The sequence below is a fragment of the Pseudomonas sp. PDM26 genome, from assembly GCF_019219185.1.
Lineage (GTDB): Bacteria > Pseudomonadota > Gammaproteobacteria > Pseudomonadales > Pseudomonadaceae > Aquipseudomonas.
Genome location: NZ_JAHUWC010000016.1, coordinates 53,323 through 66,224, shown reverse-complemented (window position 1 = coordinate 66,224; position 12,902 = coordinate 53,323). Strand labels below are relative to the sequence as shown.

Sequence of the window (12,902 nt, the reverse complement as noted above, 5' to 3'; positions counted from 1 at the left end):
TGAACCTCTACAGTGATAAAACAAGCCGGGAGGCCAAGATCTTGGAAAGCTCTGCGAGCATTCGCGCGTCGAGCAATGCATGGTGGGGCGGATCAGACAGTTCTACCTGTTCAAGAGCTTCCGCATCGACCTCATTAAAAAGGATCGCGAGGTTGGTCGGTTGATTCAAAACCTGGACTGGCCATGGTTGATGATCTGCACAAACGAGATCATAGAAAAACTTCCAATCCCGATTGGGCGCATCTGAACACACCTCAAGCTGCTCGACGAAGCTCACTAGAAATCTGCGAAGAGAGGCTTGGGCTTCGCTAAGCGACTGACCACATCGCAGAGGATCAAGCTGCGGTAGAACGTTCTGAATAACGAAGTCACTACAGTCTTCGACCAAATAGGTGTCGGTCAGCTCAACGTAGAACTCTTGGCCCGACTCTGATACCAGAGCTAGGGATATCAGCTTCGAGTCCCGACTGAGCTGCGTAAATTCGCAATCAAGGAATATCTTCAACGCCCTTTCCCTTTCAACGAATGTGGACTGTCATTGGAGCCCGTGATCGTCCCATTATTTACCAGTACCGATGGATTTTCGGGGAACGTAACTACAAGGTCGGCTGAGTAAGATGAGGCGCAGCATCTGTAATTGGGCATAGGTGCATTCAGTCGTCCCCCCAGGGATCGAATTTGTCCCCATACTTAGCGTGCAAAGCGCGATTGCGCTCGATCCGCCTGATCCACGGATCGTAGTCCTCAGGCAATGCGGCGAGCTTAGCGCTGATGATCATTTGCACCGCTTTGTCACACAGTAACCTGCTGGTCAGCTCGCGGTATTCGCCACGCGTAACCACACCATAAACGGCGTGATTGTCTTTTACGTATAGGTCGGTCATTCCCACCCGCATATGCCCATATTTTCCAACGTCATCGGGGTAGATGTCCTCTAGGCTGAGATATCCCAAATCAACTCCGAGCTAAGAATGTACTCACTGAATAGCACTGCCTGTACGCTCCGCAATGTTCAAAGGTGCCACCGATAGCGGGCACCATCATTGAAGTCGTCCCTCCGCGCCAGCGCCTACAAAAACCAGCCAACAACATGCTAAGCAGGACTACCTATGAGCCAGCCAGCAGCAAGCGGTTAAGTGTGCGCATGATAACCTCGACTCCAGACATCACCGTTCTGAGTACCCACCTTGAGCACTGCCACCGCATCCAACGATTTCAACACATTGATCAATGCACCAAAATTTTCGGACGACCCAGTTGGTCGGCGTCAAATGAAGCGCTGGCAGCTCATCGCTGATGACATCTTCAAAAGCACATCCAAAGAGGCATTGCTCGAAGCTAGGGGCAAAGCCGATGGCTATATCCACGGTCTTGTAGACGCTGGGCATTTGTCGAGGAGAGACACTGAGCGCGACTATCTCGTTTTGAGTATCGTCCAACGGCGGCGTGAGTTTTTGCAAAAGCTGCTGAACGAGTACGGTTACTGAGCCAAGGCGAGATGTGAATCCGTCCGACGTAAAAAGAGCTTCGCACGATAGAGACAGTTTGAAGCGCTCCGTAGTGGTACTCGGAGCGCCGCTGATTAAACTTTATGAGGGATAGCGGCGATTTTCAAAGGTCTGACGGGGCTCGAGCAATGAGCCTGTCTCGAATGGACTCCCATTCCTCCATTGAAATGAGTACCGCAGTTCTGCGTTCTCCATCAACGAAAACTGGTTTGCGGGTCGTGATCACCTCGTCGAGCAATTCGTCAAAATGAGCTATTGCCCGAGTAACTGACCATCGTTCACCTGCCATTTCCCGACCCCTGTCTCGAGTTAATCAAGAGTGGCTTTCCCACCACCATTTAGAGACGGTCAGCGGATTCGAGCAGCCTTAGAAAGCTAGTTCTCCCGAGGCCCCGCTTGAAGCTAGCGATGACGTAATTACCATCTTGAGTCTCGAGTAACCAAAATCGCCCTTCTTTCCTCGCCGACTGAATTTTACCCGTGTGAAGAATTGAACCATCAGCTCTGTGGTAGGCATCATCCTTCTCAGAGTGATCGAATGACACCCCGACGCATGTGTCATCTGCAATAAAAGCGTCGCTGATGAATGCCGTGACAGGCACCGTGTATTTGCGAAGGCTTGCTCGCACCAAACGGCGCAGCTGAAATTTGCTGACATTTTTACTATGAAATTCCAGCTCAATTACTTCAGGCATCCAACTCAAGCTCCAAAACGACCATGAATAAACCGTCGGCAAGCATCGCTCACCCTGCCTTCATTGAAAAAGCGGCACCAATGCTAGCCTCTTTTCTCCGTCCTGGCCCAAGCAGGAGGTAGACCGTATTGTTGGTTTCAAACATGGAGCCTTCAGTGAAAGAGACTCCGAAATTACTCCGCACCCACATGCCAGCCTGGAATCGGCCTTTGCTGTCCAGGACTATCTCATGCGCGAAAAGCGTCGCAGGAAGTAGACCAAGCCCGGTTAGCTTTTCTTTCTCATCAGAGTTAACCGTAAGGTCGATCAGGATCCACTGCTTCACCATGCAGAACGCTTTGCCCGGGAATGTCTTTGCTGCCAATGCAATCAGCTCATCTTGGGTGCCCTGCCAGCCAAGTGCTTCCTTCCCTGCTCCATAAAGGAGGTGGGAAATCTCTTCTAACGTAATCATGTGAATTACTCGATCGATTTAGGTTTAGATCGCACGAATGGAATTCATCCCAGCGCCAGAACGTAGGAAAAACTCAAATTGCTGAGGTTCATCGCTGCATGCTGCTCGTCAGATCTCGAGCAAAAAATCCTGATCGAAACCGGTCTCCTCGGTCGGGTATCCGCGAGGATTTGACACAACTCGGCATCCTCCTTTAACGAAATCCGCAGAGATGTGGGTATGTCCATAGACCCAAAGATCGGCCTTCTCCAGAAGCTCGGGCCAATTGTTTGCGTACGCAGCAATGAGGTGTTCTGGAAAATCCCCACTTACGTATTCCGACGTAGGGGCATGGTGCGTGACGACAACAGTTTTACCAGCGAAGGGCTTGTCCAACTCGTCAGTAAGCCAGGCGTACGCCGCCTTTGATTTAGCGATTAAGTCATCAGGACGCAAACGTCGGAAATTTGCATCGGTTCTGATCACGGTAAAATCGTTCATCCAGTCCCAAGCAATACGTTTCGCGGCAACGACATCACCGGTCGACGAGTAATCTGTCCATGCTGTCGTGACCAAAAACCTAGTTTGATTCAGGATCAAGGCCTCGTTTTCGAGGACGTGCACATGAGGCGCTGCCGCGTCCCTCATTTTTTGAAGCGTGTGATCAATGTGGCCGCCGTAGTACTCATGATTTCCGCAAACGTAAATCACCGGGCACTGGAATGTGTCGTTCGCCCATGAGACTCCACGCGATTTGATATCAATGTCGCCAGCGAGAATGACTACGTCCGCGTGGCTTGGGGCTGGATCGAATGGAGCGAAGCCGAGGTGCAGATCTGAGTAAATCTGAATTTTCATAGCAGACGACCACTTTCGTTTTAGTTGTACATTGCATACAGCTGCGGCGGGCGGCCTCCGACCATGGCGCGCCTTGCCAGGAGAGGCTGCGATTTACGTACTCGGATTAAAAAATCACTCGAAGCCCTTTGAGAGAGTGAGGGTCAACAAGACAGCCTGGGGCATCCGTATAAGCCTTTTCGTCGCCAATGTTATGAAGGCAAACACGAGCACCACTAGAGTCATATCCGACCAACAGCCCCGAAAGCCCCTCCATAATCCATTTGCCGGCTTTGTTCATCCACCCAGGCGTGACGACCTGAATTTCCGTAACGACAAAATCGATGGTTTGTTGGGAAAGTATTTCTTCGAGCATATCGACGTCACTAATCATCATGGTGCGTGTCCACACCCTGCCCTCCCATCGCTCTTCAAGGACAACGTGATACCAAGCATGAGCCAAGTGGCGCTCAAACATCCGCCAGTTCGAATATCCATCCCCAAAAATATTAGGCGCGCCCTCGGCAGCGGTCTCATGACTTCTAAACATTTCACATTCCCGTGGATCTACCGAACGCAGTCGCAGCAGATATCATTGATAGAGAGACAGTATTGCAGCGAGACTGGCTGACTTTTCGTCGCCGTCTCCCCCCAAAACGTACACAGTGTTTTTGGTTTCAAAGAGAAAGCCATCTTGGAATGAAATGGCCATGGTGCTGCGCACCCAATTTCCGTAATCGAAGCGGCCTCGGCTGTCTAGGATCACTTTTTCGGCGAAAACAAAGAGCGGCAGGTGGCCATGAAGGTGGATTTTGGTGAGATCCGTATCGCTCGCTATTGCGCGCACGATCGTCCACTGCTGGACGATGCAAAAGCCTTTGTTTGGGAAGCGGGTCTGCGCGATATGAATTAGCGCTTCTTGGCTTTCTCCAGATCCAGAGCGTGGCTCTCCAGTGGTGGAGAGGAGCTCGTTGGCTGCTTGGATTTCTTCGAACTCCATGCTTCATTTCCGTCAATACATGTCATATGTTTAAGCGCATCACCGTTAGGAAAGCTCACGGAAGGAACGCTACCTCGGGCAATACCTTCTCATGACTGGCGAAGCCAGACGACCCATAACGAGGATTATATGACGTGTTATGGATCGGCGCAATGTGGCTTTATCCTCTGTTTTGTAGAGGATCATAAATGTCTCTCAGCGAAGCATTTGCGGCCGTTGTCCGGGCCTTGAGACAGAAATCAGGAATGTCCCAGGACGATCTACCTTTAATTGATCGCTCATATCTGAGCCGCGTGGAGCGCGGCAAAGGGAACGTTTCGATCGAAATGCTTTTGAAAATTTCAAAAATGCTGGACGCTGAGCCCACTGTTCTAATGCTCCTAACAACTTCTTTGCTTACTGAGGAGGCGACAGATGTGGCATTGGAGCGGATCTCGAGGAAGCTAGAGACGCTGAAAGAGACTGGAGTGATTGAGCTGATCTCCAGCGGTGGTATGCCACGCCAACATGGACGACCTTCCAACCTCGCTGCGGGTGAAAGACTAAAACTTGCTCCACAGCTGAAGCAAAAAGGCCTATCTAATTCAGAGATAGCTCGAGAATTGGACGTTTCTAAGTCAACGGTACAACGGTATCTAGCCAAGGCTCCTCATTAACGGTAAACGCCGTCAAAGCTTAAGGGCTTTGATACTAAAAACATGTCTGTCCACAAAAGCGTTCCGCGCAGCGCTGACCAACCCTTCCAGCCAATCCTGATGGCCCGTTGATCACCGCCGCTCACTAAGAAAGGCTAAATTCTCCTCAGATTAAGGCGTTCAAAAATCAGAGGCTACTCCTGAGATCCCCTCTTCTGCGGAAATTCTCCTGACCAGTCTTCAACCCCTCATCGCAATGCGTAGATGCTGGCTTGGCCTCAAGTGGCATTCGCCCAGTCCTCATCTGAAACCAATCGAAATTGATGTCCATTTCATCTATAAAAAAATGGACAAAGCCATCTGAACCCAAAACGTTGATTTAGCGGGCTCTCAGCTGTCCATTTTTTGCTTAACTCACTATTAACCGGATTCGACAAGACCATCGTCTCGATCCCGACCTGGCGCCTGATGTCCGAGTCGTTCAAGAACTGGCGCGGCATGCAGGCTTCCGGTGGTCGCCGGATCAAACGCAGCCTGTTCATCGACGCCAGCGGTGTACGCTTTCTGCGTGACGACGAAGAGCAGAAGCTGTCCCAGGTGCACTTGCTCACCGACTACATGACCCGCAAACAGGCCGAACTCAAGGCCTGGAACGAAGCCCAGGGCAACGTCGCAGCCATGTCCGCCAACCGCCGGCGGATGACCAATATCGGCACTTTGCGCGCCTATGCGCTGGCTTACCTGAAGAGTCACACGGAGATCCAGCCGAACATGACCTGCATGGTGCGTCAGATGCAGACCACGGCCCAGGGTATTCCGCTGGAAATCTACTGTTTCACCCGCACCACGGCGTGGGCCGATTACGAGCGGATCCAGGGGGATATTTTCGACTACCTGCTGGCGGTGCTGCCGGAGTTTGGGCTGAACCTGTATCAGCAGCCGAGCGGATCGGATTTGCGTGCGGGAATATTGCCGGCGGTACTGGGCGCGAGCCATCTTCCCGAAGCCGAAAAACGCAGGATGTAACACCCAAAAAAATGTAGGAGCGAGCCTGCTCGCGATGAGGGCGTGTCAGTCAACATATGAGTCGTCTGACAGTCCGCTATCGCGAGCAGGCTCGCTCCTACAGGGGCTACATCCATTTCAGCGTTTGCCGGATTACTTGACCTGCCGCTGCGGCGCCTTGTGCACCATGGTGTAGGCGTAATCCACGCCCATGCCGTACGCGCCGCTGTGTTCCAGCACCAGTTCCATCACCGCCTCGTAAGTATCCTTGTGCGCCCAGTCACGTTGGTATTCGAGCAACACTTGCTGCCAGGTCACCGGTACCGCGCCGGCCTGAATCATCCGTTGCACCGACATGTCGTGGGCTTCCTTGCTGGTGCCGCCGGAGGCGTCGGTGACGATGTACACCTCGTAGCCTTCGGCCAGGGCTTCCAGTGCAGGGAAAGTCAGGCAGACCTCGGTCCACAGCGCGGCAATGATCAGCTTTTTGCGCCCGGTGGCTTTCACTGCGTCTACCAGTGCCTTGTCTTCCCAGGAGTTCATCGAGGTGCGCTCGATCGGTTTTTGATCCGGGTGCACGGCCAGCAATTCGGGCCAGATGTAGCCGCTGAAGCTTTCGGTTTCGACCGAGGTGTAGATGGTCGGTACGTTGAAGATCTTCGCCGCCTTGGCCAGGCCAACGGTGTTGTTCTTCAGGGTCTGACGGTCGATGGACTGAACGCCGAATGCCATTTGCGGCTGGTGGTCGATCAGGATCAGGGCGGAGTTGGTTGGGTTGAGCAGTTCACGAATAGACATGGCGCGTTCCTTTTGATGTCGATACTTCGAATGGGTAAGGGGTTAGTCGACGTTGCCTTCAGCGGCGTTGTTGTCGGCTTGGATGTCACTTTAGGGGCTGGCGATAAAAGGGACAATTACCTAAAATCGAGAATCATTGATTCTAAAATAGGGACAATATGGATCGCATCGAATGCATGCGCGCCTTCGTCGTCACGGTCGGCGAGAACGGCTTCGCCGCAGCCGCCCGGGCCATGGACGTGCCGCGCTCGAAAGTCAGTAAACAGATTCAGGCGCTGGAAGAAGCCATCGGCGTGCAATTGTTGCAACGCACCACCCGCAGCCTGCACCTGACCGAGGCCGGAGCCGAGTATTTCGATGCGGCACGGGAAGTGTTGGCGGCACTGGACGAGGCCGAGCAACGTGCCCGTGACGGCATCGGTGAGTTACGCGGTGTGTTGCGGGTCAATGCGCCGATGTCGTTCGGTCTTCGGCGGTTGGGGCCGTTGATTCCGCTGTTTCATGAACAGCACCCGAACATCGAGCTGCAACTGGTGCTCAGCGACCAGCAGGTCGATCCCGTGCGGGGCGGGTTTGACGTGACCATCCGCATCGCCAGCATGCCCGACTCGACGATGATCGCCCGGCAACTGGCGCCCGCACCGCGCATCATGGTGGCGTCCCCGGCTTATCTCGACCGCGTGGGCGTTCCGCAGACTCCGCAGGATCTGCGCGCCCATCAATGCCTGAACTACGGGTATCTGCAAAGCGGTGTCAGCTTGCAACTGTGCAATGGCAAGGAAACCCAGCGGGTGAACGTCACCGGTCCATTGCACGCCAATAATGGCGACTTGCTCGCCCAGGCTGCCGAAGCCGGCATGGGCATCGCCCTGCTGCCTGACTTCATCGTCGAAGATGCGCTGGCGGCCGGGCGGCTGGTGCCGGTGCTGTGCGAATGGCAGGCTCCGGCGATCACCATCAACGCGGTGTATTCGTCGGCGCGGCGGGTGCCGCAGAAGACCCGGGCGTTTATCGAGTTTCTGGTAGGGCAACTGGCGCCGAAGTGACTTTTGGGGGATCACACAATCCCTTGTAGGAGCGAGCCTGCTCGCGATAGCGGTGGATCAGGCAACATCATCGTCGACTGACACTCCGTCATCGCGAGCAGGCTCGCTCCTACAGGGATGTCGGGTTCTCCAGGGTTTAGTGAACGGCCAAAGGCTTGCGTATACCCAACCGACTGATCCACACCGCCAGCAATATCACCGAACCGCCGAGAAACAACCGCCCCAGTTCTTCATGCTGGTTCCAGATCAGCAGATTGATCAGCAACCCCACCGGCACGTGCAAGTTGTTCATCACGGCCAGCGTCCCGCCATTGACCATGCACGCCCCCTTGTTCCACCAGTAGAGCCCCAAAGCGGTCGAGACCAGGCCGAGGAACAGCAGCACACCCCATTGCAGCGGCGCTTCAGGCAGGAAGTTCTGTTTGCCGAATAGTAGAAACGCCGGCAACACCACTGCCAGCGCGCCGAGGTAGAAGTAGCCGAAGCGACGGTAATGCGGCAGGTCGCTCGGGTGGCGCGCGACCAGGTGTTTGTACAGCACCTGGCCAGCGGCGTAGGTGAAGTTGGCCAGTTGCAGCAACAGGAAACCCATGAGGAAGTCCGGGTTGATCCGGTCAAGGCGAATCACCGCAGCCCCCGCCACCGCCACCAGCGCCGCGACCAGGGCCCAGGGATTGAAGCGACGGTTGAGTGCATCTTCGATCAGGGTCACGTGCAGCGGCGTGAGGATGGTGAACAACAACACTTCCGGCACCGTCAGTACACGAAAGCTCAGGTACAGGCAGACGTAGGTCACGCCAAACTGCAACGCGCCGATCAGCAGCATGCCGCGCATGAATGCCGGCTCAACCGAGCGCCAGCGGGTCAGCGGGATGAACACCAGCCCCGCCAGCAGCACTCGTACCAGAACTGCAAAATAACTGTCGACATGACCGGCCAGGTATTCGCCGATCAAGCTGAAGGAAAACGCCTGGATCAGCGTGACAAAAAGTAGATAGCCCATACTCGCCTCATTTCGAATGGCGGCGACGATAGCGGTTTTTGCCTTGAATCGCGATCCCCGAAAGCTGTCGGAAAACACGCAAAACCCTGTAGGAGCTAGCTTGCTAGCGATAGCGGTGGATCAGTCAGCATCATTGTTGCCTGACAATCAGCTATCGCTAGCAAGCTAGCTCCTACAGAGGTTTGCGGGGGCATTGAATCCTGAGCAAAAAAAAGCCCGATCTCGCTAAAGCGTTCAATCGGGCAAGAGCACTCAGGAGCAATAAGTGCGAAGGGAGGTTCGATGCGCGTACAGGCTTGAAGGGTTGCGCCAGGTCACTAGACCATCCAGCGATTATCTGGCGATTAACCGGTCAGGCCACTTGCGAGAGCTTGGCGTTCGCCTGGTTCAGGCCTTTCTCCTGGAAGTCACCGCCCAGGTTCATGCCTTCGGCGTGGATGAACGTCACGTCGTGGATGCCGATGAAGCCCATGACCTGACGCAGGTAGGGTTCCTGGTGATCGGCGGTGCTGCCGGCATAGATGCCGCCGCGAGCCGTCAACACATAGGCACGCTTGCCGCTGAGCAGGCCTTGCGGGCCGGTTTCAGTGTACTTGAAGGTCACGCCGGCCCGCAGCACATGGTCGAGCCAGGCTTTCAGGGTGCTGGGGATGGCGAAGTTGTACATCGGTGCGGCCATCACCAGTACATCGGCGGCGAGCAATTCGTCGGTCAACTGGTTGGAGCGTTCCAGGGACGCCTGTTCGATGTCGCTGCGCTGCTCGGCGGGTTTCATCCAGCCACCCAGCAGGTTGATGTCCAGGTGCGGCACCGGTTTGACGGCCAGGTCCCGGATGGTGATCTGGTCATTCGGGTGAGCGGCTTTCCACTGGCTGATGAAGGTCTGGGTCAGTTGACGGGAAACCGAGTCTTGCTGACGGGCACTGCTTTCGATGATCAGAACGCGGGACATGGGATGTAGCCTCCATCTGAGAATGCTGTAGGTCGATGGAGTGAAGGTTAAACAGAGTCATATCGATGAAAAAGCGCAAATAACTGCTATAACCAATCGATAAATTCGTTTATAAGCTCAACATACCTGTGGGAGCGGGCTTGCTCGCGAAGGCGGTGTGTCATTCAACGTTGATATCGACTGACACCGCCTCTTCGTCGGAACGCCGCCCGGAGCAAGCTCGCTCCCAAAGGAGTTTGAAGTCATTTCGGGGTGCAGGTCAGCCCGATGCGCAATTTGATGATGTTGCGGCTGAATTTGGCCGTGGCGTTTTTGTGTTTGCCGGCCGGTACGTCGATCTTGCGGGTGCGCGGAGCTTCAGGGCCATTGCTGAAAACCGCCTTGCAGCTCGCATCGACGTCGCCGTAGTTGGCAACCCGGATGGAGCCGATATCGCTATCGGTATCGAAGGTTTCGTAGTCGATCTTCATTCCGTTGAGGTTCTTCTGCACATCAATCGGGTAAGCCATCGCCGTCAGCGGCAGCAGCGCCAGCATCACACAACAGAATTTTTTCATTCAGCAGCCTCCAGTAAGGGCTGCCAGCTTAGGACAAGAGGAGCTCCACATGAAAGCGCCCCGCGTGACCCTTGATCAATGGCGAACGCTGCAAGCCGTGGTCGATCACGGTGGTTTCGCCCAAGCCGCCGAGGCGCTGCATCGCTCGCAATCGTCGGTCAGCTACACCGTGGCCCGCATGCAGGATCAGCTCGGCGTGCCGTTGCTGCGCATCGACGGGCGCAAAGCCGTGCTGACCGAAGCCGGCGGCGTGCTGTTGCGCCGCTCCCGGCAATTGGTGAAACAGGCCAGTCAGCTGGAAGACCTGGCCCATCACATGGAGCAGGGCTGGGAAGCCGAAGTACGCCTGGTGGTCGATGCCGCTTACCCAAGCGCCCGCCTCGTCCGCGCCTTGACCGCGTTCATGCCGCAAAGCCGTGGCTGCCGGGTGCGCCTGCGTGAGGAAGTGCTGTCGGGCGTGGAGGAAGTCCTGCTCGAAGGCGTGGCCGACCTGGCCATCACCGGGTTCAGCATTCCCGGTTACCTGGGCGCGGAATTGAGCGACGTCGAGTTCGTAGCGGTCGCCCACCCGGAGCATCCCCTGCACCGCCTCAACCGCGAACTGAGCTTCCAGGACCTGGAAAGCCAGATGCAAGTGGTGATCCGCGACTCGGGCCGCCAGCAACCACGGGACGTCGGCTGGCTCGGTGCCGAACAGCGCTGGACCGTCGGCAGCCTGGCCACCGCTGCAACCTTCGTCAGCAGCGGTCTGGGGTTTGCGTGGCTGCCCCGGCACATGATCGAACGGGAACTCAAGGAAGGTACGCTCAAGCTGCTACCGTTGGATCAGGGCGGTAGCCGCAACCCGAGCTTTTACCTGTATTCGAACAAGGACAAACCGCTCGGTCCGGCCACGCAGATTCTCATCGAACTGCTGCGCACGTTTGACACCGCACCACTGGACGCACCGTTCGCCGCCCCCGAACAAGCCTGACACGGAGTGTATGCATGGCCTATTTCGAACACGAAGGTTGCAACCTGCACTATGAGGAATATGGCCACGGTACGCCGCTGCTGCTGGTCCACGGTCTCGGCTCCAGTACGCTGGATTGGGAAAAACAGATCCCGGCACTGGCCACCCGCTACCGGGTGATTGTCCCGGATGTGCGCGGTCACGGTCGTTCGGACAAACCCCGGGAGCGCTATAGCATTGCCGGATTCAGCGCTGACCTGATTGCACTGATCGAGCACCTCAATCTCGGTCCGGCACATTATGTCGGCCTGTCGATGGGCGGCATGATCGGCTTCCAACTGGGCGTGGATCAGCCGCAACTGCTCAAGAGCCTGTGCATCGTCAACAGCGCGCCCGAGGTCAAACTGCGCAGCCGCGATGACTACTGGCAGTGGTTCAAGCGCTGGAGCCTGATGCGCGCCCTTAGCCTGGGCACCATCGGCAAGGCGCTGGGCGGCAAGTTGTTCCCGAAGCCCGAGCAGGCCGACTTGCGACAAAAGATGGCCGAACGCTGGGCAAAAAACGATAAACATGCTTATCTCGCCAGCTTCAATGCCATTGTCGGCTGGGGGGTTCAGGAACGACTTTCGAAGGTCACCTGTCCAACCCTCATCGTCAGTGCCGACCGTGACTACACACCGGTGGCGCTGAAGGAAAACTACGTCAAACTGCTGCCCGACGCGCGGCTGGTGGTGATCGCCGATTCCCGCCACGCCACGCCGCTGGACCAGCCGGAACATTTCAACCAGACACTGCTGGAATTTCTGACCACAGTCGACACCACCACTCAGGATCACTGACCCATGCTGAAAAAAATCGCCCTCGCCGCAGGCTCCGTCCTGTTTGCCGCCAACCTGATGGCCGCGACGCCGGAAAAGGCCCCGCATGTGCTGCTGGACACCACCAACGGCCAGATCGAAATCGAACTGGACCCGGTCAAGGCCCCGATCAGTACCAGGAACTTCCTTGAGTACGTCGACAGCGGCTTCTACAACAACACGATTTTCCACCGGGTGATTCCGGGTTTCATGGTCCAGGGAGGCGGCTTCACCCAGGCCATGCAGCAAAAAGACACCAAGGAGCCGATCAAGAACGAGCACAAGAACGGCCTGGTCAACGTGCGTGGCACCTTGTCCATGGCCCGTACCTCGGTGCCTGACTCGGCCACCAGCCAGTTCTTCATCAACGTCAAGGACAACGACTTCCTTGACCAGGGCGACGGCTACGCGGTGTTCGGCAAAGTGGTCAAAGGCATGGACGTGGTCGATATCATCGTCAATTCGCCAACCACCGTTCGTAGCGGCATGAAGGACGTACCGGCCGACCCGGTCTTCATCAAGTCGGCCAAGCGCATCGACTGAGACTAAGCTGGACAAGGATGTCCGAGCCGTTGCCGGCTTTGCCGGCAACGCTCAAACCGTTTAAAGGAGAGCCCGTTCGCG

At 55.8% G+C, this 12,902-nt stretch carries 17 protein-coding genes and 1 pseudogene; 7 read left to right on the top strand and 11 right to left on the bottom strand.

The window, feature by feature from the left end:
- Window positions 1–7 precede the first annotated feature (7 nt).
- On the bottom strand, window positions 8–505 hold the full coding sequence (locus KW849_RS26450) for a 3'-5' exoribonuclease (protein ID WP_218432217.1): 498 nt from the start codon (window positions 503–505) through the stop codon (window positions 8–10).
- 148 nt (window positions 506–653) lie between these two features.
- Entirely contained in the window at window positions 654–884 is a 231-nt protein-coding gene (locus tag KW849_RS26445) for a hypothetical protein (RefSeq protein WP_256357382.1), read from the bottom strand.
- Window positions 885–1,187: 303 nt separating this feature from the next.
- Here KW849_RS26445 and KW849_RS26440 point away from each other — a divergent pair, with 303 nt between their 5' ends.
- Window positions 1,188–1,487: a hypothetical protein gene (locus KW849_RS26440; protein ID WP_218432213.1), complete on the top strand. Its 300-nt coding sequence runs from the start codon at window positions 1,188–1,190 to the stop codon at window positions 1,485–1,487.
- Between the two features lie 359 nt (window positions 1,488–1,846).
- Here KW849_RS26440 and KW849_RS26435 read toward each other — a convergent pair whose 3' ends face one another.
- The 5 genes from KW849_RS26435 to KW849_RS26415 form a co-directional block, all read right to left on the bottom strand.
- Window positions 1,847–2,203, bottom strand: a complete 357-nt coding sequence (locus tag KW849_RS26435; RefSeq protein WP_256357381.1) for a hypothetical protein — start codon at window positions 2,201–2,203, stop codon at window positions 1,847–1,849.
- A gap of 49 nt (window positions 2,204–2,252) precedes the next feature.
- Window positions 2,253–2,657 carry a hypothetical protein gene (locus KW849_RS26430; RefSeq protein ID WP_218432211.1) on the bottom strand — a complete coding sequence of 135 codons (405 nt, stop codon included), beginning with the start codon at window positions 2,655–2,657 and terminating at the stop codon, window positions 2,253–2,255.
- A 108-nt stretch (window positions 2,658–2,765) separates the two neighbouring features.
- Entirely contained in the window at window positions 2,766–3,494 is a 729-nt protein-coding gene (locus KW849_RS26425; RefSeq protein ID WP_218432205.1) for a metallophosphoesterase, read from the bottom strand.
- A gap of 106 nt (window positions 3,495–3,600) precedes the next feature.
- Complete coding sequence (locus KW849_RS26420) at window positions 3,601–4,023, bottom strand: hypothetical protein (RefSeq protein ID WP_218432204.1); 423 nt, start codon at window positions 4,021–4,023, stop codon at window positions 3,601–3,603.
- A gap of 42 nt (window positions 4,024–4,065) precedes the next feature.
- Window positions 4,066–4,473 (bottom strand): hypothetical protein, encoded by a 408-nt coding sequence (locus tag KW849_RS26415; protein ID WP_218432203.1) that lies wholly within the window; start codon window positions 4,471–4,473, stop codon window positions 4,066–4,068.
- Window positions 4,474–4,661: 188 nt separating this feature from the next.
- On the opposite strand from KW849_RS26415, the gene KW849_RS26410 reads away from it, so the two are divergent.
- Together KW849_RS26410 and KW849_RS26405 are read left to right on the top strand one after the other, a co-directional pair.
- Window positions 4,662–5,129 (top strand): helix-turn-helix transcriptional regulator, encoded by a 468-nt coding sequence (locus tag KW849_RS26410; RefSeq protein ID WP_218432202.1) that lies wholly within the window; start codon window positions 4,662–4,664, stop codon window positions 5,127–5,129.
- A gap of 408 nt (window positions 5,130–5,537) precedes the next feature.
- Window positions 5,538–6,134: pseudogene (locus KW849_RS26405) on the top strand (mechanosensitive ion channel family protein); the annotation flags it as partial.
- A gap of 132 nt (window positions 6,135–6,266) precedes the next feature.
- On the opposite strand, the gene KW849_RS26400 reads toward KW849_RS26405, so the two are convergent.
- Window positions 6,267–6,911, bottom strand: coding sequence for a hydrolase (locus KW849_RS26400; protein WP_008018228.1), 645 nt, complete (start codon window positions 6,909–6,911; stop codon window positions 6,267–6,269).
- A gap of 158 nt (window positions 6,912–7,069) precedes the next feature.
- On the opposite strand from KW849_RS26400, the gene KW849_RS26395 reads away from it, so the two are divergent.
- Window positions 7,070–7,957, top strand: a complete 888-nt coding sequence (locus tag KW849_RS26395) for a LysR family transcriptional regulator (protein ID WP_218432201.1) — start codon at window positions 7,070–7,072, stop codon at window positions 7,955–7,957.
- A gap of 136 nt (window positions 7,958–8,093) precedes the next feature.
- Here the strand turns inward: KW849_RS26395 and KW849_RS26390 are convergent, their stop codons facing one another.
- The 3 genes from KW849_RS26390 to KW849_RS26380 form a co-directional block, all read right to left on the bottom strand.
- On the bottom strand, window positions 8,094–8,960 hold the full coding sequence (locus KW849_RS26390) for a carboxylate/amino acid/amine transporter (RefSeq protein ID WP_218432192.1): 867 nt from the start codon (window positions 8,958–8,960) through the stop codon (window positions 8,094–8,096).
- A gap of 352 nt (window positions 8,961–9,312) precedes the next feature.
- Window positions 9,313–9,912, bottom strand: a complete 600-nt coding sequence (locus KW849_RS26385; RefSeq protein WP_108218553.1) for an FMN-dependent NADH-azoreductase — start codon at window positions 9,910–9,912, stop codon at window positions 9,313–9,315.
- Between the two features lie 242 nt (window positions 9,913–10,154).
- The gene (locus KW849_RS26380; RefSeq protein ID WP_218432191.1) at window positions 10,155–10,469 is read right to left on the bottom strand and encodes a 3-phosphoglycerate kinase; all 315 of its coding nucleotides are present in this window, start codon (window positions 10,467–10,469) and stop codon (window positions 10,155–10,157) included.
- Between the two features lie 49 nt (window positions 10,470–10,518).
- Between KW849_RS26380 and KW849_RS26375 the strand changes: the two genes are divergently transcribed.
- Genes KW849_RS26375 through KW849_RS26365 form a run of 3 tightly spaced genes read left to right on the top strand, consistent with a single transcriptional unit; the run spans window position 10,519 to window position 12,821 of the window.
- Window positions 10,519–11,442 carry a LysR family transcriptional regulator gene (locus KW849_RS26375; protein ID WP_008018223.1) on the top strand — a complete coding sequence of 308 codons (924 nt, stop codon included), beginning with the start codon at window positions 10,519–10,521 and terminating at the stop codon, window positions 11,440–11,442.
- Between the two features lie 14 nt (window positions 11,443–11,456).
- The gene (locus KW849_RS26370; RefSeq protein ID WP_108218551.1) at window positions 11,457–12,260 is read left to right on the top strand and encodes an alpha/beta fold hydrolase; all 804 of its coding nucleotides are present in this window, start codon (window positions 11,457–11,459) and stop codon (window positions 12,258–12,260) included.
- A 3-nt stretch (window positions 12,261–12,263) separates the two neighbouring features.
- Window positions 12,264–12,821 carry a peptidylprolyl isomerase gene (locus tag KW849_RS26365; RefSeq protein WP_218432190.1) on the top strand — a complete coding sequence of 186 codons (558 nt, stop codon included), beginning with the start codon at window positions 12,264–12,266 and terminating at the stop codon, window positions 12,819–12,821.
- The last annotated feature ends 81 nt before the right edge of the window (window positions 12,822–12,902 follow it).